Genomic DNA, 21,092 nt, shown 5'->3' on the forward strand with positions numbered 1-21,092 from the left:
CGGCGGTTTGTAAGTGAGTTAGCTACTCTCGCCGGGTGCCTGCTTCGTTGTCCCGACGGAGTTTCCTGGCGTTGAGCGCCGGGGCGGCGGCGCTGGCGGCAGCCTGCGGGTCAGAGCCGGGTGAAGTCGCCGACGACGGCTCGGTCACCGTCAAACATGTGTTCGGTGAAACCAAAATCCCTGCGCCGCCCGAACGGGTGGTCAGCGCGGGTCTCACCGGGCAGGACGAACTGCTCGCCGTCGGCGTCATCCCGATCGCGGTGACCGACTGGTTCGGCGGCGAGCCATTCGGTGTTTGGCCCTGGGCGCGGCCAAAACTCGGCGGTGCACAACCGGTGGTGCTCAACCTCGTCGACGGGATTCCGGTGGATCAGATCGCCTCGTTGCGACCCGACCTGATCATCGCCACCAATGCCGGCCTCGACCGCGACACCTACGACCGACTGACGGCCGTCGCCCCGACGGTCGCACAGTCCGGTCAGGACGCATTCTTCGAACCGTGGAAGGTGCAGGCGAGCGCCATCGGCCAAGCGGTGTTCAAGCACGACGAGATGCAGGCGCTCATCGCCGCCGTCGATGAGCGCTTCGCCGCGGCGGCTACCAACAACGCGCAGTTCGCCGGCAAGAAGATCCTGCTGCTGGAAGGCACCTTGGGGCCGGACGGCCCGACGGTGATGTCCCCCGCTTGGCGTAGCGAATTCCTCACGCAGATGGGATTCGCCGTCGCCGACGATCTCAGTTCGGCCGATGTGCTGGTCTGGTCCACCGAAAACGACGAGCAGCGGGCCGCGCTGCTTGCCGATCCGGCGATCAATCGGCGGCGCAACGCGTTCACCGGCAAGGAACTCGCGGGCGCCATCGCCTTCGCCTCACCACTGTCGTATCCGGTGGTGGCCGAGCAGCTGCCGGCGCTCATCGCGGGAGCGATCGCCTGACAAGATGTTCGGGTGACCGCCACCAGCACCGAGTCTGAACACCGGGGTTTCGCGCTGACGGGTTCGGCCTACTATCCGACACTGGTCGCGATCTTCACCGGCCTTGTGCTGATCTCGAATGTGTCCGCCACCAAGGGCATCGCGTTCGGGCCGATCATCGGAGACTGGTCGCTGATCACCGACGGCGGGTTCATCGTGTTCCCGCTGACGTACGTGATCGGCGACGTGCTGTCGGAGGTGTACGGCTTCAAGGCGACCCGGCGGGCCATCTACATCGCCTTCGTGATGGAAGCCATCGCGGCGTTCACGTTCTGGCTCACCGCCTACCTCCCCGCGGCGGACTTCTACACCAACCAGGCGGCGTTCGAGGCCGTCGTCAAGCCGTTCACGCAGTTGATCATCGCGGGTCTCGCCGGCTTCATCGTCGGACAGACACTCAACGCGTGGGTCGTGGTGAAGATCAAGGCCCGCACGAAGGAGAAGCATCTGTGGGCCCGGCTGATCGGCTCGACGATCGTCGGCGAGTTCGCTGACACCGTGGTGTTCTGCGCGATCGCCGCGGGGGCGATAGGCATCAGCACGTGGGGCGACTTCATCACCTACGTCGCGTTGGGCTGGGTGTACAAGACCGTCGTCGAGATCGTCGTGTTGCCGGTCACCTACCGAGTGATCGCGTACATCAAGCGCAGGGAGCCGACGTATCAGCCCGCCGTGTGAGGCTTCGTTAAGGCTCCTCTGGCAAGGCTCATAAAGGATGATTCGCCGTTGCTACTCGCGGGTAATTTTGATGCCATGAGCGCGACAGCGGATGTGATGGACGCCAACGCAAACGGTGCGGGTCCCATGGGTCGCATGGTGATCCGCGACTACGGGGATCGTGCCCTGCTGCTGGAATTCGACAACACCGACGAGGTGCTGGCGTGGTCGGCGGCGATCCGGGACGCCGACCTACTCGGTGTGCTCGACATCGTTCCGGCGTCGCGCACGGTGCTGATGAAGCTGACGGGCGCCCAGTATCAGGCACCCACCCGGCAGCGACTGGGCAAGCTGGACGTCACCGCGGTATCGGATTCGACGGCAGCTGCCGGTGAAGTCCAGATCGACGTCGTGTACGACGGACCCGATCTCGAGGACGTCGCCCGGCTCACCGATCTGACCGTCGACCAGGTGATCGCGGCGCACACCGGGACACCGTGGCGTGTCGGATTCGGCGGTTTCGCACCGGGTTTCGCGTATCTGGTCGGAGGCGACAGCCGACTCGAAGTGCCACGGCGAGCCGAGCCACGGACCAAAGTCCCGGTGGGAGCGGTCGGCCTCGCGGGCGAGTTCAGCGGCGTTTACCCCAGGGAGTCTCCCGGCGGCTGGCAGCTGATCGGACGCACCGCGCAGGGACAGGCGGCACTGTGGGATGTCGATCGTGACCCCCCGGCCTTGTTGACGCCGGGTATGTGGGTGCAGTTCCGGGCGGTGCAATCATGAGCGCCACACTGGAGATCCTGCGTTCCGGTCCGCTGGCGCTGATCGAGGATCTCGGCAGGCCGGGCCTCGCCCACATGGGCGTGAGCCGATCCGGTGCCGCAGATCGCCGCTCGCACACCCTGGCCAACCGGCTCGTGGCGAACCCGGGCGAGCTCGCCACGATCGAGGTGACGTTCGGCGGCCTGACTGTGCGGGTCCGTGGCGGTGACAAGAAGGGCGTCGCGATCGCCGTCACCGGAGCTGACACCGATCCGGCAATCAACGGAGTGCCGTTCGGCACGAACAGCATTCACTACGCGCGCGACGGTGAAGTGATCGAGCTCGGCGCCCCGCATTCGGGGCTGCGAACCTATCTGGCGGTACGCGGTGGCATCGACGTCGAGCCAGTGCTCGGGTCGCGCTCATACGACGTCATGTCGGCGATCGGGCCGCTGCCGCTCACGCCGGGTGACGTGCTGCCGATCGGTGTGCACAGCGACGAGTTCCCCGAATTGGACCAGGCACCCGTTGCCGCGATCTCCGACGACGTGCTCGAATTGATGGTGGTGCCCGGGCCTCGCGACGACTGGTTCACCGATCCCGACGTGCTGGTCCGTACGAACTGGCTGGCCACCAACAAGAGCGACCGCGTCGGGATGCGGTTGGTCGGCATGCCGCTCGAATACCGGTGGCCGGATCGCCAACTGCCGAGCGAGGGGGCCACCCGCGGGGCAATTCAAGTGCCGCCGAACGGTTTTCCGGTGATCCTGGGTCCGGACCATCCCGTCACCGGCGGGTACCCGGTGATCGGCGTGGTGGCCGATGACGACATCGACCGGGTCGCCCAGATCCGGCCGGGCCAGACGGTGCGCATGCACTGGTCGCGACCGCGTCGCCCGTTCGAAGGCACCGCATAAAATCTCGCCTGCTGGTAGAACGGCAGTGTGCATGCGCGCAGTTCCACCGCTGGACAAGTTCGCGAGGACCCGGTTCCTCGCGTGCACAGCGCCCGCCTGATCCACACTTCCGATCTCGACCACGAGACGCGTGACGATGCGCGGCGGATGGTCGTCGATGCGTTCGGCGGGGAATTCACCGATGCCGATTGGGAGCATGCCCTCGGTGGCATGCATGCGCTGATCTTCGACCACGGCGCGTTGATCGCGCACGCAGCGGTGGTGCAGCGACGGCTGCTGTACCGCGATACCGCATTGCGCTGCGGCTACCTCGAGGGTGTCGCGGTGCGTGAAGACCGGCGAGGCCAGGGCCTTGCCACCGCCGTGATGGATGCCGCGGAGCAGGTGCTGCGCGGCGCGTATCAGCTGGGCGCACTGAGTGCCTCCGAGGCCGGTCGGCACATCTACCCGGCGCGCGGCTGGCTGCCGTGGCAGGGTCCGACGTCGGTGCTGACACCCGACGGGGTGACCCGCACACCCGACGACGACAACTGCCTGTTCGTCCTGCCTGTTGACCTACCCGACGGCATGGAACTGGACCGCACCGCCGAGATGACCTGCGATTGGCGCGACGGCGACGTCTGGTGACGGCGCAGCTCACACCCGACCCTGCCGGGAGGTGAGCGGAATTTCACGATGGGGTCACCGCGGAGCATTCTCGGGCAACAGACGGCCCTTAGGCTGGCGTTATGCACTGCCGACGCGCGCTGACACGTCCGGGCAATGGCCAAGTAATCACCCGGAAACATGAGCTGAATACACAGGTGCAATGAGTGAGCCTGACTGGGCACCGCTCACCGGGTTCCGGGTGGCGGTGACTTCCGCCCGTCGCGCCGAGGAGTTGGGTGCGCTGCTGCAACGTCGTGGCGCCACCGTGACCAGCGCGGCGGCGATCACGATGGTGCCGCTGCCCGACGATGACGCGTTGCGCGCGCACACCGAAGCACTGATCGACGTAGCGCCCGACATCGTGATCGCCACCACCGGCATCGGATTCCGCGGCTGGGTCGCGGCAGCCGACGGGTGGGGGCTGGCCAACGACCTGATCTCCGCCCTCGGCAAGGCACGCATCGTGTCGCGCGGCCCCAAGGCGACGGGTGCACTACGCGCCGCGGGACTGCCCGAGGAATGGTCACCCGAGTCGGAGTCGTCGAGGGAGGTGCTCCACTACCTCGTCGAGGGCGGCATTGCCGGACAGCGCATCGCGGTCCAGCTGCACGGCGCCACCGACGACTGGGATCCGTTCCCCGAGTTCCTCGACGAACTACGCGCCGCCGGTGCGGAAGTGGTGCCGATACGGGTCTACCGCTGGCATCCCGCGCCCCGTGGCGGCGATTTCGATCAACTGGTGATGGGTATCGCGGACGAGAAGTTCGACGCTGTCAGTTTCACTTCCGCGCCTGCGGTCGCGTCGGTGTTGATGCGGGCGAACGAGCTTGGTGTCGAAGACAGGCTGCTTGCCGCATTACGCAGCAGCGTGCACGCGATGTGCGTCGGGCCCGTGACCGCCAGGCCGCTGGTCCGCCTCGGTGTGCCCACATCGGCTCCGGAGCGAATGAGGTTGGGCGCGTTGGCCCGCCACATCACCGACGAGCTCCCACTGCTATGCGCGCGCACCACACGCGTGGCGGGCCACGTACTGGAGATCCGCGGCACGTGTGTCCTCGTCGACGGCGCGGTCAAGGCAGTGTCGCCGTCCGGAATGGCGACGATCCGAGCGCTCGCGCATCATCCCGGCGCGGTGGTATCGCGCAATGCGCTGCTTTCGGTGCTACCCGGCAGCGGGACCGATACGCACGCCGTCGAGACTGCGGTGTTGCGACTCCGAACCGCCCTGGGGGACAAGAACATCGTGTCGACGGTGGTCAAGCGGGGCTACCGCTTGGCCGTCGATGAGGAATTGGCGCACGCACGATGAGTTATGTCCTCGTCGCGCACGGCACTCGCAAGAGCACCGGCGTGGAGATGATCGGTTCGCTGGCGAACCGGGTCGCGGCCGTGGTGGGGTGCGGAGTGCATGTGGCATTTGTCGACGTGCTCGGTCCGACACCTGCCGAAGTCCTCCGTGGGCTGACGGGGCCCGCCGTCGTCGTCCCGGCGTTTCTGTCGCGCGGATACCACGTCAACACCGACATCCCCGCGCATGTCGCTGCGAGCGGACGTGCCGGCGTCACGGTCGCCGATGCCCTCGGACCGAGTCCCGAGGTGGCCCGTGTGCTCGGCGATCGCCTCATCGAAAGTAACTGGCGTCCAGGGGATTCCGTCGTCCTGGCCGCGGCGGGGACGTCAGATCCGGCCGCTCGCAGCGATCTGCACAAGATGGCGGCCTGGGTGTCGGCACTCAGCAGCTCACGCGTCGAGTTGGCGTTCGCCGCGACGGGTGAGCCTCCGGTTTGCGATGCGGTCGCCACGCTGCGCCGTCGAGGCGCCCGGCGTGTTGTGGTGGCGTCATATCTGTTGGCGGACGGGGTTTTTCAGGACCGGCTGCGCAACAGCGGAGCCGACGCGGTATCTGATCCGCTGGGCAGCCACCCGGCGATGGTGCGGCTGATAGCGAGCAGATTCCGCCGCGCGCGGCTGACGAAAGCCGCCTAACCGCCGACCTCGACCACACCCTCGTCCGTCATCCGCGTCGGGTACACCGGCAGCGCGACGTCCGCATCGTCGAGACAGACACCGTCATCGAGGCTGAAGGCCTGCTTCTTGATCGGCGACTGGACAGTCGGGCGCCCACCCCGGTCACCGACGATGCCGCGCGAGATGACCGCGGCCCCCGAGAACGGATCGATGTTGCCCACCGCGCGCAGTGTGCCGTCATCCAGGCGGAACAACGCCACCTGGGTGCCATCGGCCAGCAGCACGCCGACACCACGGCACGGCATCAGACGGTCATAGGCGCAGGCCGTGGTCCACACGTCAACATCGTTGAGCAGAGTCACTTTTGGGGCACCTTTGGTAGTCCGATGGGAACTTTGCGGCCCGACCGCTTGGTAAACTCAACGGTTGGGTCGGCGACATCGGGGGCGTTGACGAACGAGACGAACTTGGACAGTTTCGCGGGATCCTCGAGCACGCCCTTCCACTCACACGCGTAACCCTCGATGTGGCGGGCGATCGCCGCCTCGAACTCGTCGGCCAACCCGAGGGAGTCGTGGCAGACGACATCGCGCAGGTGGTCCAGCCCGCCATCGAGGCCCTCCACCCACGGCGCGGTGCGCTGCAACCGGTCGGCGGTGCGGATGTAGAACATCAGGAACCGGTCGATGTAGGCGAGCAGAGTCTCGTCGTCGAGGTCGCTCGCGAGCAGCTGGGCATGTTTGGGTGTCATGCCGCCGTTGCCGCCGACGTAAAGGTTCCACCCGGTCTCGGTCGCGATGACACCGACATCCTTGCCGCGCGCCTCGGCGCATTCACGCGCGCAGCCCGAGACACCCATTTTGATCTTGTGCGGTGCGCGCAGGCCCCGGTAGCGCAACTCGAGATTGATGGCCATCTGCACCGAATCCTGTTGCCCATAGCGGCACCAGTCGCTACCCACACAGCTCTTGACCGTGCGCAGCGACTTGCCGTAGGCGTGGCCCGACTCCATCCCGCCGTCGACGAGCCGTCGCCAGATTTCGGGCAATTGGTCGACCCGCGCGCCGAACAGGTCGATGCGCTGGCCGCCGGTGATCTTGGTGTAAAGATCGAAATCCCGTGCGATCTCGCCGATCAGAATCAGCTGTTCGGCAGTGATGTCTCCACCGGGCACCCGCGGCACGACCGAATAGCTACCGTTCTTCTGGATATTGGCAAGGAAGTGGTCATTGCTGTCCTGCAGCGATGCCTGCTCACCGTCGAGGATGTGCTCGGAGCTCGTGGATGCCAGGATAGACGCGACAGCGGGTTTGCATATGTCGCAACCTTTTCCGGTGCCGAAGCGCTCGATCAGACCCGAGAACGTTCGAACCGACTCTGAGGGTCCTGCGGAGACGATTTCGAAGAGCTCTGCGCGCGAATGGTTGAAGTGCTCGCACAACGCCTTGGACTGTTCGACGCCCTCGGCCTCCAGCAGTTGTTTCAGCAGGGGAACGCACGAACCGCACGAGGTACCGGCCAGCGTGCACTTCTTCAAATCCGATACATCGCAGCAGCCACCCGCGATGGCTTCGGTGAGATCACCCTTCGTGACGTTGTTGCATGAACAGATCTGCGCAGCGGCCGGCAGCGCACCGACTCCCAGTCCCCCGCCACCCTCTGATCCCGCCGGTGCGATGAGTGCCAACGCATCGCCGGGCAGCTCTTCGCCGACCATCGGCCGCAGCACTCCGTAGGAGGAGGCATCGCCCACCAGGATGCCGCCCAGAAGCGTTTTCGCATCGTCGGAGAGCACCAGTTTGGCGTAGGTCTGGTTGACCGCGTCGTTGACCACCACCTCCAGGCAGTCCGGGGTAGCGCCCATGGCGTCACCGAAGCTGGCCACGTCGACCCCGAGCAGTTTGAGCTTGGTCGACATATCGGCCTCGCCGAACTCCGCCCCGCCGCCGAGCAGCCGGTCGGCGACCACTTCGGCACTCGTGTAGCCAGGCCCGACAAGGCCGTAACAGCGGCCATTGATCGCTGCTACCTCGCCGACCGCATAGACGTTGGGATCGGTTGTGGCACAGGATAGATCGGTCAGCACGCCCCCACGATCGGCGATCGCCAGTCCGGCCTGGATTGCCAGTTCGTCGCGTGGCCGCACACCGGCCGCGAAGACGACAAGGCCGGTGTCGATGTACGACTCGTCGCTCAGCGTCACCCGCATCGAGTCGTTGTCGGCGGACCGGCGGAGGGGCCGATTTCGTTGTGCCGGTGCGATGCCGGCGGTGCCGACGCCGGTGTGCACGGAGATGCCCAGCTCGCCGATCATCCGACCGAGGAGGGCCCCGCCGGCCTCATCGAGCTGTTGGGCCATCAGCCGGGGCGCCATCTCGACGACATGCGCCCGCAGCCCGAACGATCGCAGCGCGTTGGCGGCCTCGAGACCCAGCAGCCCGCCGCCGATGACGACCCCGACCGGAACGCCCGCATCCAGCGTCCGTTTGGCACTTGCGCGGATCGCGTCGAGATCGTCGAGCGTGCGATACACGTGGCAGCCCGGCAGGTCGCGCCCGGGGACCGGAGGAACGAACGCATAGGAGCCGGTGGCGAGCACCAGCGCGTCGTAGTCGATCCGCTCGCCGTCGGCGGTCAGCACCCACTTGGCGTCCCGGTCGATGCCGGTCACCCGGCTGCCCAACCGCGTATCCACCAGGTCGTCGCCGGGATAGGAATTGCCGGCCAGCGCCAGTAGCCCGCGATCCCAGTGCTCGGTGTACCCGGTGAGACCGACGCGGTCGTAGGCGGCGTCCGCCTCCTCGGCCAGGACGGTCACCCGCCATTCACCGGCACTGTCGCGCGAGCGCAGCGCCTCGACGAATCGGTGCCCGACCATGCCGTGGCCGACGACCACGACGTTCTTTGAAGACCGCATGCGCCGAGGCTAAGCAGCCGATATTGCCGCAATGTCGCCTCGTGTGAAGCGGCCATCACGGTGTGCTCACCGTCGGCGATCACCCGCTGTGAGCGTCAGCCGGGACCGGGGGTGACGGGTGTGACGGGGTTGACGGGGTTTTCTTCGCTCGTCTGGATCCTCGGCACCGTATAGCTGGTGGTCGACGTCGACGACGTGGTGTACGTCGACGGAGTCGCCGATGACGTAGGGATCGGCACCGTTTCTGGCACCTTCGACGAATCCGAGGTGCGCATCACGGCGAAGATGAGCAGCGCCACCAGGAGCAGCGCCGCCACACCGCCCGACCACACCACCGGTTTCTGGTCCTGCCAGTTCGGCTCGTCGTCGCTCGACACACGCGGAATGCTATGCCCAGCGTTGCAACATCTGCCTGGCACTCCCTGACAGAGCCTGCTGCAGGAATGGACCAAAGCTGATCCGCCCGACGCCGAGCGGTCCGAACGACGCGGGGTCGTCCTGATCGGGAATCGCGATCGCGTTGACGGGCAACGGCAGCTCAGAGGTCAAGCGGCGCATCGTCTCCGGTTCGTGACGGCCGACCGGGTAGAGCGAATCGGCGCCGGCGGCCGCGGCCTCGGTGAGGCGTGCGATCGCGCGATCCACGCGATCGGACTCGTCGCCGTCGGCACGCAGGAACAGGTCCGTCCGTGCGTTGACGACCACGTGCACACCCGATTCGTCGGCGGCCTCGCGCAGCGCCCCGACCAACTCGGCGTGCTCGGCAGACGACCGCAGGCGCTTGCCCTCTTTGTGCACGGAGTCTTCGATGTTCAGCCCGACGGCTCCGGCCTGAAGGAGCCCATTGATGAGGCGGCTGGCCGATTCGCCGTATCCGGACTCGATGTCGACCGAGATCGGCACGTCGACCGCTGACGTGATCTGCGCCACCCGAGTCAGGACATCGTCGAACGACATCACCTCCCCGTCCTCCTTGCCGATGGAGTCGGCCAGCGGGTGGCTGCCAATCGTGAGGGCGGCAAACCCCGCATCGACGGCCAGCTTGGCCGACCAGGCATCCCACACTGTCGGCAGTACCACCGGGTTCCCGGCCTGGTGCAGCGCGAGCAATGATTCGGCTCGTTGCTTGAGTTCCTGGTCAGGCATTTGGCAAACCTCCGCTTCAGACGTGATCCGTCTCACTACGTACTGCATGATGTGACTAGCAACAGGTGTCGTAACGTGATGCCTGACACCCTTCAGCCCAAGGAGGTCAATTGTCCAGCACAACCGAACTTGCCGAATTGCACGAGCTAATCGGAAGCCTTCGGCGGTGTGTCACATCGTTGGCGTCGAGGTACGGCGACAGCCCTGCGACGCGTCGGATCGTCAACGACGCCGAACGGATCCTCAACGACATCGACCGCCTAGACATTGACGCCGAGGAACTGGAGCTCGCTCGCGGGGTGGTTCACCACCACCATGCCGGCGAGAGAATTCCGATCCCCGACACCGCGTACGACACCGACTTCTGGCGCGATGTCGACGACGAGGGTCTCGGCGGTACGCGCTAGGCGCGGACCGACCGGGACACATCACCACCGAAAGGCAATAGTGAGCGCACCCACCGCCGACCGCAAGGCGACCGGCGTCTTCTCGCCGGGCCGTGCCCAGATTCCGCAGCGCACCCTGCGCACGGACAACTGGTTGAAGTCGCCCATATGGACAGACCTCGGGTTCGCGGCGTTCGTCATCTACGCGACGGCGCGGGCGTTCATGCAGGACCACTTCTACGTCGAGCAGTACAACTACCTGACGCCGTTTTATTCGCCATGCGTGGTCAATTACGACGCGGCGACCGGGTCCGGATGCCCTGCAGGCGCAGCCCATTTCGGCACTTTCCTGCCCGACGTCTGGTTCCTGCCGTACGCGGCGCTTTCGCTGCCGTTCCTACTCCTGTTCCGGCTGACGTGTTACTACTACCGCGGCGCTTACTATCGCTCGGTCTGGCAGTCGCCGACCGCGTGCGCAGTGGCCGAACCGCACGCGAAATACACTGGTGAGACACGCTTCCCGCTCATCATCCAGAACACGCACCGCTACTTCTTCTACATCGCGGGCATCATCTCGGTGATCAACACCTACGACGCGGTGTTGGCGATGTTCCCCGACAGCGGATTCCGATTCGGCATCGGCAACCTGATCCTCTGGGTCAACGTGATCATGCTCTGGGTGTACACGCTGTCCTGCCACTCCTGCAGGCACGTCGTCGGTGGGCGCCTCAAGCATTTCTCGAAACACCCAGCGCGCTACTGGATGTGGACACAAATCAGCAGGATGAATACCCGGCACAAGCTGTACGCGTGGATCACGCTCGGCACATTGATGCTGACCGACTTCTACATCATGAGCGTCTCGTTGGGTCTCAAAGATCTGCCGATCATTCCATGACATTCCATAGCCCAGTTTCGAAAGATGAAGTGAGAGTTGATGAGTGAGCTAGAGCGGCACGAGTACGACGTGGTCGTGATCGGTGCCGGCGGCGCGGGTTTGCGTGCGGTCATCGAGGCGCGGGAACGCGGCATGAAGGTGGCCGTGATCACGAAGTCGTTGTTCGGCAAGGCGCACACCGTGATGGCCGAGGGTGGATGCGCCGCCGCGATGGGTAATGCGAACTCCAAGGACAACTGGCAGGTGCACTTCCGCGACACCATGCGCGGCGGGAAGTTCCTCAACAACTGGCGCATGGCCGAGCTGCACGCCAAGGAGGCGCCGGACCGCGTCTGGGAGCTGGAGACCTACGGTGCGCTCTTCGACCGCACCAAGGACGGGCGGATCAGCCAGCGCAACTTCGGCGGCCATACCTATCCCCGCCTCGCCCACGTCGGCGACCGCACGGGTCTGGAGATCATCCGCACGTTGCAGCAGAAGATCGTCTCGCTACAGCAAGAGGACAAGGCCGAGTTCGGCGACTACGAGGCGCGCATCCGCGTCTTCCACGAATGCACCATCACCGACCTCGTGAAGGACGGCGACAGGATTGCGGGCGCGTTCGGTTACTGGCGCGAGAGTGGCAACTTCGTCCTGTTCGAGACGCCCGCGGTGGTGCTGGCAACCGGCGGCATCGGCAAGTCCTACAAGGTGACCTCGAACTCGTGGGAGTACACCGGCGACGGGCACGCCCTGGCACTGCGGGCCGGCGCGACCTTGATCAACATGGAGTTCGTCCAGTTTCACCCCACGGGCATGGTGTGGCCGCCCAGCGTGAAGGGCATCCTGGTCACCGAGGGTGTGCGCGGTGACGGCGGAGTGCTGAAGAACTCCGAGGGTGAGCGGTTCATGTTCGACTACATCCCGCCGGTCTTCAAGGGCCAGTACGCCGAGTCCATCGAAGAAGCCGACCAGTGGCTCAAGGACAACGACTCCGCACGCCGGACCCCTGACCTGCTGCCGCGCGACGAGGTGGCCCGTGCCATCAACTCTGAGGTCAAGGCCGGTCGGAATTCCCCGCACGGCGGCGTCTTCCTCGACATCGCGTCGCGGCTGCCCGCCGAGGAGATCAAACGTCGGCTGCCCTCCATGTATCACCAGTTCATGGAGCTCGCCGAGGTGGATATCACCAAGGAGCCCATGGAAGTCGGGCCGACGTGCCACTACGTGATGGGCGGTGTCGAGGTGGATCCCGACACCGGTGCGGCGAAGACTCCCGGACTGTTCGCCGCAGGTGAGTGCTCGGGCGGTATGCACGGATCGAACCGCCTCGGCGGCAACTCGTTGTCCGACCTGCTGGTGTTCGGCAGACGCGCGGGGATGGGCGCCGCGGACTACGTACGCTCCCTCGCCGACCGGCCAAAAGTGTCGGAGGCGGCCGTCGACGACGCGGCCAAGCTGGCTCTCGCGCCGTTCGAGGGCCCGTCCAACGGCGACGCATCGGAGAATCCCTACACACTGCAGCTTGACCTGCAGGACTCGATGAACACGCTGGTCGGCATCATCCGCAAGGCCGACGAGGTGTCCGACGCGATCGACAAGCTCAAGGAACTGAGGGAACGCTACAAGCGCGTCCGCGTTGAGGGCGGCCGGCACTTCAATCCCGGCTGGCACCTGGCCATCGATCTGCGCAACATGCTGATTGTCAGCGAATGCATCGCCATGGCCGCGCTGGAGCGCACCGAAAGCCGGGGCGGGCACACCCGCGACGACCATCCATCGATGGATTCGACGTGGCGTAAAACGCTGCTGGTATGTCGTGCCAGCCAAACCGGGGGGGCCGAGGGCGTCGTTCCGGATGTCTCCATCACCCGCGAGGACCAGATCCCGATGCGCGAAGACCTGCTCGAGCTCATCGAGGTCGAAGAGCTGGAGAAGTACTTCACATCCGAGGAGCTCGCCAACCATTCGGCAAGGAGAGCCTGATGAGTTACCAAGCGAATATGCGGGTGTGGCGCGGCGACGAGAGCGGCGGCGACCTGCAGGACTATTCGGTCGAGGTGAACGAGGGCGAGGTGGTGCTCGACATCATTCACCGGCTGCAGCAGACGCAGACCGGTGACCTCGCCGTGCGATGGAACTGTAAAGCGGGCAAGTGCGGATCGTGCTCGGCCGAGATCAACGGCCGGCCACGGCTGCTGTGCATGACGCGGATGTCGACGTTCGATCCGACCGAAACCATCACGGTCACACCTCTGCGCACGTTCCCGGTGATCCGAGACCTCGTCACCGATGTGTCCTTCAACTACGAGAAGGCCAGGGAGATACCGTCGTTCACGCCACCCAAGGACCTGCAGCCCGGCGAGTACCGGATGATGCAGGAGGACGTGAACCGGTCACAGGAGTTCCGCAAGTGTATCGAGTGCTTCCTGTGCCAGAACACCTGTCACGTGGTGCGCGACCACGAGGAGAACAAGAAGGCCTTCTCGGGCCCGCGGTATCTGATGCGGCAAACCGAGCTCGACATGCATCCATTGGACACCCGGCACGACCGCTCGGTGCAGGCGCAGGAGGAGAACGGCCTCGGCTTCTGCAATATCACCAAGTGCTGCACCGAGGTGTGCCCCGAGCACATCAAGATCACTGACAATGCGCTGATCCCGCTCAAGGAGCGTGCCGCCGATCGCAAGTACGACCCCGTGGTGTGGCTCGGGAACAAGCTGTTCAAGCGGGGTTAGGTTAGGCGCTCCCGCGGGTAGCCTCAAGGAATGCGGCCGATCATCGACTGAAAGGCGGCGCTATGAGTCTGCGGGAACCCCACAGCATCAACGACATCCGCACAGCGATTCGTGAGCTCACCAGTCGCGCCGAGTTGGCCCGTAAGGAGGGCCGCGACGACGACGCCGAGGAGATCGAGGCGCGCATCAACGGCTACCGCGAGGAGCTGGCAGCGCGCCCCTGAGGGTCAGGCGCCCAAGCGACGGAATGTGCTGCGGTGGAACACGATCGGTGGCACATCGTCATGCACGGTGATGTCCCTGACCCGCAAGATGACGATGGTGTGATCGCCGGCCGGGATCGATTGTTCAATCGTGCTCTCCAGCCACACGCTGGTGCCCCCGACAAAGACCGCGCCTGATTCCCGCGAGTGCGTCTCGAGGCCGGCGAACCGATCGCCGGTCTTGGCCGCCAGTGCGCGCGCCGCGGCGTCGTGCAATTCACCGAGCAGGCTGATACCCAGGTGGGGTAGGTCCTTGAGCTTGGGCCACGTCTCCGAACAGTTCTGCACGCAAAAACTCACCAGCGGCGGGTCCAGCGACACGGGGACGAACGTGCTCGCCGCCAGACCCACTCGAACACCGTCGACCTCGGCGGCTATCGCGATGACGCCGGACGGAAAATGCCCGAACGCCTCCCGCAACGACGTGGGGCTCAGATCGTTTTCGCTCATCGATTCCATTTTCACACGCGAACCGGCACCGCGGGACAGCCGACCCGGGGCGGTAGGTTTGGCACCCGATGTGGATCACCCTGCTGGTGATGGCTGTCGCCGTCAGCTTCGAGCCGTTTCGGGTCGGGATGACGGTACTGATGCTCAACCGTCCGCGACCGCTGCTGCAGCTGTTCGCGTTCTTGTGCGGCGGCTTCGCGATGGGGGTCACCGTAGGTCTGGTGGTGCTGTTCGTCGCGCGCTCCGCGGTGAGTCCCGAGCAGTTCACGTTGCCCAGGGTCCAGGTCGTGATCGGGGTGCTCGCGCTGCTGACCGCCGCGGTCATCGCAGTCCGGCCCGCGCGACCCGATGGCCACCGTTTCACGGCGTGGGCTCGCCGCCTCGCCGACGGCCGTTCGCCGTGGGTGGGCGCCGCAGCGGGCCTTGGCATCGCGCTGCCGTCGATCGACTACCTTGCCGCGCTGGCGGTCATCGCCGCCTCAGGCGCTGCGGCAGCCACGCAGGTCGGTGCCCTGCTGACGTTCAATGCAGTGGCTTTTGCGTTCGTCGAGATCCCGCTGCTCGGGTATCTGGTGGCGCCGGGCCGGACCCAGGCGGCGATGACGTCGCTGCACGACTGGCTTCGCTCGCGAAGAAGACGCGATGTGGCAGCACTGTTGGCAGCCGTCGGTTGCGTGCTGGTTGTCGTCGGAGTTCTGGGCTCCTAGGCCGACGTCAAGGCTGGGGCTGGTTGTTCAACATGTACTGGAAGCCAGACATGAGCTGTGAGATCGGGTCGGCGGCGCCGCCGAAGGCGGCCTGGGTGGCCGGTGCGGTGACCGCCGCCGGGTCATAACCGTTCACCGGATCCACCGTGATCGGAGCGGTCAACGGATCGTCGCTTCGCGAATATCCCCTGTCCACGTAGGGCTGCAGGATCGCGTCGAGTTTCATCAGTGTCTCCTTGGGCACCCCGAGATACTTGAAGGGCAGCACCAGCGGGAGGTGTTCCTCTGGAATCAAGTACGTCGTCGTTTTCGCGCCCCTGGAGTTGACGCTCGTTCGAATGTTCTGCGGCGGCACCATACTCGGGTCGGTGAACGCCACCGCCGTGTGTCCGGTCGCGAGTCCCACCACTGCGTTGGCGAGTGCCAGCCAGTTGTCCGGCCTGTCCGGCCAGTCGGCGATGCTGTCGTACGCGGAGACGAAATGGTAGGTGTCGTACTGGCTTTCGACCGGAGGGGGGATTCGGTAATCGAGTGACGGAGCGACGCCGCCGACAGGAAACATCTGCGTCAGAAAACTCTCACCGAAGGCGTGGCGTGCCACCGGATCGCCGTACATCGCAAAGCTCAACTGATCCGGCGGCGGAGCGGCCGGGTCGTACGCGAGCCGAGCCTGCACTTCATTGAGCACCATCGCACCTTCGGACAGGCCGATCGCGGTGCCGGGACCGCCGGCGCGGATCGCTTCGATGAGGTTGGGCGCACCTTCGTCGACCGACTCGCCGACGCTGGGGCCGTCGAGACCCAGACCTGGAAAGCCATCATCGAGCCGACCGACACCGGGAAACATCCGTTCCAGGGTGTGGCCCTGGACCTGTCCTGCGGGGTAGTCGACGATCTGCCGGTCCAGACCGGGGAACCAGTCCGCACCCGTGCGCATGATGTATTCGTCATAGGGAATGCCAAGAACGTGTGCTCCGCCGAGTGCGTAGCCCCTGCCCGGCGTCCCCAGCGGCGGTGACCCGTCCGTTTGCGTCGGCGTGGGCGGCGGTTCGTCGGCCGCCGCGATACCGAAGCCGAAACATCCTGCGCCGCCGAAGGTGATCAGCGCGGTAGCGAATGCGAGAACTCTCTTCAATCCCACTTCCTTAATCCGGCCGCTGCGAGCTCAACCGTGACGGCCACCAGTTGGCCCGTCCTACCAATGTAGCCACGGCGGGCACCGTGACGGTCCGGACCAGGAAGGTGTCCAGCAGGACACCGACGCCGATCACGAAACCGCCCTGCACGACCGTGCTGATACTGGAGAACAGCAGACCGCTCATCGACGCGGCGAAGATCAACCCTGCCGCGGTGATTACACCCCCGGTCGACGTCAGGGTGCGGATGACGCCGTATCGCATGCCGCGCGGCGACTCGTCGCGCATGCGCGACACGAACAACAGGTTGTAGTCGGCACCGACTGCGACCAGAACCACGAACGCCAGCGGGGGCACACTCCAATGCAATTGCTGACCGAGTAGGTATTGGAACACCAGGACGGACAGACCGATTGCCGCGAAATACGAAATGACCACGGAGGCAACCAGGTAGAGCGGGGCGACCACCGCGCGCAGCAGCACCATCAAGGTCAGCAGCACGACGACGATGGTCACGAGCATGATGAAACGGATGTCCTGCTCGTAGTAGTCGCGCGTGTCCCGAAGTGCGGCGGGGAACCCACCCATCGTTATCGATGCGTCAGCCAGCGTGGTGTTCGGTTGGGCTCCAGAGGCGGTGTCGCCGATCGTATTGACTTGATCCATGGCCTCGGTGCTGAAGGGATCGAGCTTGGTTTGAACCAGGTACCGCACGGTATGGCCGTCGGGCGAGATGAACATCTGCGCGGCTTTCTTGAACTCGTCCAGATCCAGCACCTGGGCCGGAACATTGAACCCGGCCATCGACGGGTCCGAGGCATCATTTTTCATCGTCCGCAGAAACGCCGACGCCTCGCGAAGTCCGGCACCCATGAGCTTGATTTGAGCAACGAGTTGGTCGACTCCGCCAGCGACTTCGTGGCTCCCGCTGGCGAGGCGGTCGGCTCCTTGCCGAAGGTCGGTCACGCCCGCCTGGAAGCCGCCGGGCTGGTCCAGACCCATGGATTGAATCGCGCCTTGGAGTTGTGCGAGCGCACGGTTGAGTTGGTTCACGGTCGCGTTGAGTGTCTGTCGATCCTCGAAACCCTGCAGCTGTCGGGCCAGCTGATTGATCCGGCCGACGCTCCCGTCGTTCTCGGCGGCGACAATTTTCTGGAACTGGGTTCGGGTATTGCTGCATGAGGGATTGGCGTCGCAGATCGCGTTGCCATTCAGCGCCAGCAGCACCGGACCCACCCAGGCGAACATGTCCGTGACGGTCGTGAAGTTCAAGCCAATGGAGTTGCCGAGTGAATTGATGCTGTCGACGAGCTTGGCAGCGGTGTCGACATCTCTGACCAACTTGTCCCCACCGTGTTCGCCTCTCATGGAAGAAAATGCGTCGATGAGGCCCTGGAGACTGGGCGCGATCTGGTTGATCTGAGCGCGGATCTCGCCAAGGCTGTCGGCCAGCGTGTTGGCCCCGTTGGCGAGTCGGTTGAGGTCCTCGGTGTTGTCGCCGATCTGGGCGGAGCCGACCGCGAGCCGATCGCCGACGATCCCCGCCTGATAGGTCGCCCTGAACTCTTGCGGCACCACCCCCAACGGTCGGGTGATGCCGCTGACCAGCGCGATGTTCGGTAGTTGGCTGACTCGTTGTGCCATCTGCTCCAGGTCCGCGAGAGCCCGCGGTGTGCGCAGGTCGTGCGGCGACTGGACGAGGATGTAGGTGGGGATGGCCTGGCTGACGTTGAAATGGCGCTCGAGCGCGGCATACCCGACCGAGCTCGGAACCGAGGGTCCCAGGGCCTTGCGATCGTCGTAGTTGTAGTTCGCCAGGGTCGCGCAGCTGGCAAGGATGACCAAGACGAGCACACTGGCAACCAGGTGGGTCCTGGGCCGCCGCACGATGCGTATCGCCGAATGTCGCCAGAACCGGGCGGTGAGTTCGCGCCGTGGCTTGACCCACCCGCGTGGCCCGGCCAGCACCAGAATGGCCGGTAGCAAGGTCAGGGCGGCGAGGTATGCCACACCGATGCCGATGGCCGAGGACGCACCGACGGTGGAAAAGACCCCCATTTTGGCGAAGCTGATACCGAGGAAGGTGATGCCTACCGTCGCGGCAGATGCGGTGATCACCTTTCCAATCGAGATCAGCGCCCGCTTGACCGCTTCTTCGTAGTCCGACCCGAGCCTCAGGTAGTCGTGATAGCGACTGATGAGGAAGACCGCGTAATCCGTTCCCGCGCCGGCGATCATCGCGGTCAGAAATACGATCGACTGGTTGGAAACGCCCAGTCCGGTGACTTGGGAGAATCCGGCCACGATGGATTGGGCCGTCACCAACGACACCCCGATCGCCGCCAGCGGCAGCAGCATGGTGATCGGGTTGCGGTACACCACGAGCAGAACGAGGAGTACCAGGACGCCAATCGCAAGCTCGATCGGCAGGCGATCCTGTTCGCCTGCGTCGGTGAGGTCGGCAACGGTGGCCGCGGGTCCGGTGAGCGCAACGGTCAGATTCGCGCCGGCGGCAAGGGAAACGTTGTGTTTGACGACGTCGGCAACTCGGTTGAAGGCGTCGTAGCCCCGCGGCGTACCCAACTCGCCCGCGAGGCCGACCGGCAACACCCAGGTCGTCTTGTCCTCGCTCGTCAAGATCGGACGCAATTGCGGGGTGCTGACGAAGTCCTGCAACATCACGACATCCGTCACATCGTCGCGCAGCGCATCGACCAGCTTGCGGTAGGCGTTTTCGTCGGCGGGTCGAAGCCCGTTCTCGTTGATCAGCGCCACGAGCAGGAGGTTGTCCGTGCCCGATTCCTCAAATGCCTCAGTCATCTGTCGCGCGGCGACACTTGACGGAGCGTCGCTTGGCAGGATCGCAAGCGGATGCCTCTGAGCCATCTCGTTGAGGCTCGGCAACGTCAGGGGCAGTGCGATCGCAATCGCGAGCCAGACCCCTATCACCGCCAGGGGCCACCGCACCACGAGGTCGGCTAGCCGTCGCATATCAGGCCACGCAATTCGGTGCCACGCCGATGCACCGTGTCACCAATTTCCGCTATCGGCGACCCGCACACAGGCGGATTTCATCGCTTCCGTATATCGGGCAACTGATTTCTGAGCGACCGGATTGTCGGGGTACATGATTCCCACTGCCGTGCCGCCCTCGTACCGAAAAATATAGGTGGTCAGTTGGTAGGAGTATCTGCCGTCGGAGTAGATCCCGATATTGTCGGCGAGGCCCAAGTCAGCTGCCGCGAGCACCGCGTTGAGCGGGGCGGCCTCTGCGTGGAAGAAGTTCGATACCGGAAAGTTCGGACGGGGTCTGTCCAGCCACGGCGCCAATTCCAATACCCGGTAATACGGCACCTTCGCCATACTCTGACCCGAATCAAAAGAAGTCTGCGCCGTCCACGCGGCCTGCGCGAAAGATGTCGCGGCGATCGGGACGGTAATCGGCACCAACCCGGTAAACCAGCCTTGGGTCATGAAGTTGTCCGACGATCTGCGGGTATCTCTTGGAGTAAGTCCGAAATATGTGGGGGCGCCCGTGAACTCGTGTTCGACCATCGCGAGGCACGCGAACAGGCCGCCGACGAACCGGGCACCGGCGGCTGTGCAGGCCGCTTCGAATCGTGCCGTCTGCTCGGTGTCCATGAGGACTTCCCCGACCAGATCGCTTGGAGCCAAATCCATCGGATTACCCAGTGGCAAAGGGAATTCGGGCAAGCTTCCGTCGTTGTTCTCGGCGAGTTCAATCCACGCGCGTACCTCCGGCGAATCAAGGGTGAGGGCTGACGTAGCCAGGCGTTCTTGGATACAGAAATCGTCGAAGCTGCCCGCATCAGGCAACTGAAGAGGCTCGTCGCCTGACTTGAACGCGTTGTACATTCCGTGGGTCTCCAGCATGGTGATCCCAATCAACGCCGCGTCCCCGTGGACGTGATCCACGCTGGCGTAGAACGTGAAGTGATTCTCGCTTTGAATGACCCCGAAGGTGAAGCAACCCCATTCCAGTGGAGTGGGTATCGCCACGATGTGCTTGCGAAGGTCTTCGATGCCCATCTGACCATGATCGATGGGCTCGAATTCGATATCGGCGGCATCCTCGAGGGTGTGCCTGATGACATCTCCTTCGCCGCGGTACTCGAACCAACTGCGAAAGGTGCCGTGGCGCCGCAGATATGCGTTGAGCGCCTGATTCATAGCCGCGATATCGCACTGGCCGGCCACTTCGCAAGTAGCGATGATTTGACGGGAATATTCGAGCCCCGACGCGGCCTGCTCGCAATGGCCGCGAAGGTGTTGCTCCTGCATATAGCTGACGGGTACAGAACTGACCGGCGCATTTCGCGCCTTTTCTGCAGACGTGGGTGTCGGGTGCCAGGAGGTGACCGGGCCAGGGCTCAGTGACCAATCTTCAATTGAGCCGATCGAAATCTTCCCGATGCGCAATATTTTCTCCCGGGTCTAGCAGCTGCGGTCCGGCAGCTCTCGTGGCGATCAACATAGCCGCTGCGGCGAACACCGTAGCTGGTACGGACCCATACAACCCGCATCG

General features: G+C 64.7%; 21 protein-coding genes. 13 read left to right on the top strand and 8 right to left on the bottom strand.

Annotation, left to right across the window (positions count from 1 at the left end; translation table 11 throughout):
- The first annotated feature begins 35 nt into the window (after positions 1–35).
- From CSQ99_RS03360 to CSQ99_RS03390, 7 genes are all read left to right on the top strand, one after another.
- A complete protein-coding gene (locus CSQ99_RS03360) occupies positions 36–935 on the top strand; it encodes an ABC transporter substrate-binding protein (protein WP_099037641.1) in 900 nt (299 codons plus the stop codon).
- Positions 936–947: 12 nt separating this feature from the next.
- On the top strand, positions 948–1,652 hold the full coding sequence (locus CSQ99_RS03365; protein ID WP_099037642.1) for a queuosine precursor transporter: 705 nt from the start codon (positions 948–950) through the stop codon (positions 1,650–1,652).
- Positions 1,653–1,727: 75 nt separating this feature from the next.
- The gene (locus CSQ99_RS03370; protein WP_099037643.1) at positions 1,728–2,414 is read left to right on the top strand and encodes a 5-oxoprolinase subunit B family protein; all 687 of its coding nucleotides are present in this window, start codon (positions 1,728–1,730) and stop codon (positions 2,412–2,414) included.
- Positions 2,411–3,310, top strand: a complete 900-nt coding sequence (locus tag CSQ99_RS03375) for a 5-oxoprolinase/urea amidolyase family protein (protein WP_099037846.1) — start codon at positions 2,411–2,413, stop codon at positions 3,308–3,310. Before CSQ99_RS03370 ends, CSQ99_RS03375 begins: the two co-directional genes overlap by 4 nt.
- 81 nt (positions 3,311–3,391) lie before the next feature.
- Entirely contained in the window at positions 3,392–3,937 is a 546-nt protein-coding gene (locus CSQ99_RS03380) for a GNAT family N-acetyltransferase (protein WP_099037644.1), read from the top strand.
- A gap of 181 nt (positions 3,938–4,118) precedes the next feature.
- The gene (locus CSQ99_RS03385) at positions 4,119–5,267 is read left to right on the top strand and encodes a uroporphyrinogen-III synthase (RefSeq protein WP_099037645.1); all 1,149 of its coding nucleotides are present in this window, start codon (positions 4,119–4,121) and stop codon (positions 5,265–5,267) included.
- Positions 5,264–5,944, top strand: coding sequence for a sirohydrochlorin chelatase (locus tag CSQ99_RS03390; RefSeq protein WP_099037646.1), 681 nt, complete (start codon positions 5,264–5,266; stop codon positions 5,942–5,944). Before CSQ99_RS03385 ends, CSQ99_RS03390 begins: the two co-directional genes overlap by 4 nt.
- Here the strand turns inward: CSQ99_RS03390 and nirD are convergent.
- The 4 genes from nirD to CSQ99_RS03410 all read right to left on the bottom strand — a co-directional run bounded on the left by nirD (position 5,941) and on the right by CSQ99_RS03410 (position 9,989).
- A complete protein-coding gene (nirD, locus tag CSQ99_RS03395; RefSeq protein WP_099037647.1) occupies positions 5,941–6,288 on the bottom strand; it encodes a nitrite reductase small subunit NirD in 348 nt (115 codons plus the stop codon). The genes CSQ99_RS03390 and nirD overlap by 4 nt on opposite strands.
- Positions 6,285–8,843 (bottom strand): nitrite reductase large subunit NirB, encoded by a 2,559-nt coding sequence (nirB, locus tag CSQ99_RS03400; protein WP_099037648.1) that lies wholly within the window; start codon positions 8,841–8,843, stop codon positions 6,285–6,287. Before nirB ends, nirD begins: the two co-directional genes overlap by 4 nt.
- A gap of 95 nt (positions 8,844–8,938) precedes the next feature.
- Positions 8,939–9,220, bottom strand: a complete 282-nt coding sequence (locus tag CSQ99_RS03405; RefSeq protein ID WP_099037649.1) for a hypothetical protein — start codon at positions 9,218–9,220, stop codon at positions 8,939–8,941.
- A gap of 10 nt (positions 9,221–9,230) precedes the next feature.
- Positions 9,231–9,989: an isocitrate lyase/PEP mutase family protein gene (locus tag CSQ99_RS03410; RefSeq protein ID WP_099037650.1), complete on the bottom strand. Its 759-nt coding sequence runs from the start codon at positions 9,987–9,989 to the stop codon at positions 9,231–9,233.
- A 110-nt stretch (positions 9,990–10,099) separates the two neighbouring features.
- Here CSQ99_RS03410 and CSQ99_RS03415 point away from each other — a divergent pair, with 110 nt between their 5' ends.
- The 5 genes from CSQ99_RS03415 to CSQ99_RS03435 all read left to right on the top strand — a co-directional run bounded on the left by CSQ99_RS03415 (position 10,100) and on the right by CSQ99_RS03435 (position 14,214).
- The gene (locus CSQ99_RS03415; RefSeq protein WP_099037651.1) at positions 10,100–10,396 is read left to right on the top strand and encodes a hypothetical protein; all 297 of its coding nucleotides are present in this window, start codon (positions 10,100–10,102) and stop codon (positions 10,394–10,396) included.
- 40 nt (positions 10,397–10,436) lie between these two features.
- Positions 10,437–11,273, top strand: coding sequence for a hypothetical protein (locus CSQ99_RS03420; protein WP_099037652.1), 837 nt, complete (start codon positions 10,437–10,439; stop codon positions 11,271–11,273).
- 39 nt (positions 11,274–11,312) lie between these two features.
- The gene (locus CSQ99_RS03425; RefSeq protein WP_099037653.1) at positions 11,313–13,238 is read left to right on the top strand and encodes a fumarate reductase/succinate dehydrogenase flavoprotein subunit; all 1,926 of its coding nucleotides are present in this window, start codon (positions 11,313–11,315) and stop codon (positions 13,236–13,238) included.
- Positions 13,238–13,990: a succinate dehydrogenase/fumarate reductase iron-sulfur subunit gene (locus CSQ99_RS03430; RefSeq protein ID WP_099037654.1), complete on the top strand. Its 753-nt coding sequence runs from the start codon at positions 13,238–13,240 to the stop codon at positions 13,988–13,990. Before CSQ99_RS03425 ends, CSQ99_RS03430 begins: the two co-directional genes overlap by 1 nt.
- Before the next feature lie 62 nt (positions 13,991–14,052).
- Positions 14,053–14,214, top strand: a complete 162-nt coding sequence (locus tag CSQ99_RS03435; protein WP_099037655.1) for a hypothetical protein — start codon at positions 14,053–14,055, stop codon at positions 14,212–14,214.
- Between the two features lie 3 nt (positions 14,215–14,217).
- Here CSQ99_RS03435 and CSQ99_RS03440 read toward each other — a convergent pair whose 3' ends face one another.
- Positions 14,218–14,703, bottom strand: coding sequence for a flavin reductase family protein (locus CSQ99_RS03440; RefSeq protein WP_099037847.1), 486 nt, complete (start codon positions 14,701–14,703; stop codon positions 14,218–14,220).
- A gap of 68 nt (positions 14,704–14,771) precedes the next feature.
- Here CSQ99_RS03440 and CSQ99_RS03445 point away from each other — a divergent pair, with 68 nt between their 5' ends.
- Positions 14,772–15,410: a GAP family protein gene (locus CSQ99_RS03445; RefSeq protein WP_099037656.1), complete on the top strand. Its 639-nt coding sequence runs from the start codon at positions 14,772–14,774 to the stop codon at positions 15,408–15,410.
- 7 nt (positions 15,411–15,417) lie between these two features.
- Here CSQ99_RS03445 and pe read toward each other — a convergent pair whose 3' ends face one another.
- The 3 genes from pe to CSQ99_RS03460 are packed head-to-tail and all read right to left on the bottom strand — an operon-like array spanning position 15,418 to position 20,986.
- A complete protein-coding gene (gene pe / locus CSQ99_RS03450) occupies positions 15,418–16,545 on the bottom strand; it encodes an acyltransferase PE (RefSeq protein WP_099037848.1) in 1,128 nt (375 codons plus the stop codon).
- 10 nt (positions 16,546–16,555) lie between these two features.
- Entirely contained in the window at positions 16,556–19,537 is a 2,982-nt protein-coding gene (locus tag CSQ99_RS03455; RefSeq protein WP_099037657.1) for an MMPL/RND family transporter, read from the bottom strand.
- Between the two features lie 39 nt (positions 19,538–19,576).
- Positions 19,577–20,986, bottom strand: coding sequence for a condensation domain-containing protein (locus CSQ99_RS03460; protein WP_099037658.1), 1,410 nt, complete (start codon positions 20,984–20,986; stop codon positions 19,577–19,579).
- Positions 20,987–21,092: the final 106 nt, after the last annotated feature.

It is taken from the genome of Mycobacterium neglectum (genome assembly GCF_002591975.1).
Classification (GTDB): Bacteria; Actinomycetota; Actinomycetes; order Mycobacteriales; family Mycobacteriaceae; genus Mycobacterium; species Mycobacterium neglectum.

Coding starts and splice junctions, on each gene's coding strand:
- CSQ99_RS03430 (WP_099037654.1), top strand. CDS start 13,238: ATGAGTTACCAAGCGAATATGCGGGTGTGGCGCGGCGACGAGAGCGGC.
- CSQ99_RS03425 (WP_099037653.1), top strand. CDS start 11,313: ATGAGTGAGCTAGAGCGGCACGAGTACGACGTGGTCGTGATCGGTGCC.
- CSQ99_RS03375 (WP_099037846.1), top strand. CDS start 2,411: ATGAGCGCCACACTGGAGATCCTGCGTTCCGGTCCGCTGGCGCTGATC.
- CSQ99_RS03435 (WP_099037655.1), top strand. CDS start 14,053: ATGAGTCTGCGGGAACCCCACAGCATCAACGACATCCGCACAGCGATT.
- CSQ99_RS03370 (WP_099037643.1), top strand. CDS start 1,728: ATGAGCGCGACAGCGGATGTGATGGACGCCAACGCAAACGGTGCGGGT.
- CSQ99_RS03410 (WP_099037650.1), bottom strand. CDS start 9,989: ATGCCTGACCAGGAACTCAAGCAACGAGCCGAATCATTGCTCGCGCTG.
- CSQ99_RS03455 (WP_099037657.1), bottom strand. CDS start 19,537: ATGCGACGGCTAGCCGACCTCGTGGTGCGGTGGCCCCTGGCGGTGATA.
- nirB (WP_099037648.1), bottom strand. CDS start 8,843: ATGCGGTCTTCAAAGAACGTCGTGGTCGTCGGCCACGGCATGGTCGGG.
- CSQ99_RS03445 (WP_099037656.1), top strand. CDS start 14,772: ATGTGGATCACCCTGCTGGTGATGGCTGTCGCCGTCAGCTTCGAGCCG.
- CSQ99_RS03390 (WP_099037646.1), top strand. CDS start 5,264: ATGAGTTATGTCCTCGTCGCGCACGGCACTCGCAAGAGCACCGGCGTG.
- CSQ99_RS03440 (WP_099037847.1), bottom strand. CDS start 14,703: ATGAGCGAAAACGATCTGAGCCCCACGTCGTTGCGGGAGGCGTTCGGG.
- CSQ99_RS03385 (WP_099037645.1), top strand. CDS start 4,119: ATGAGTGAGCCTGACTGGGCACCGCTCACCGGGTTCCGGGTGGCGGTG.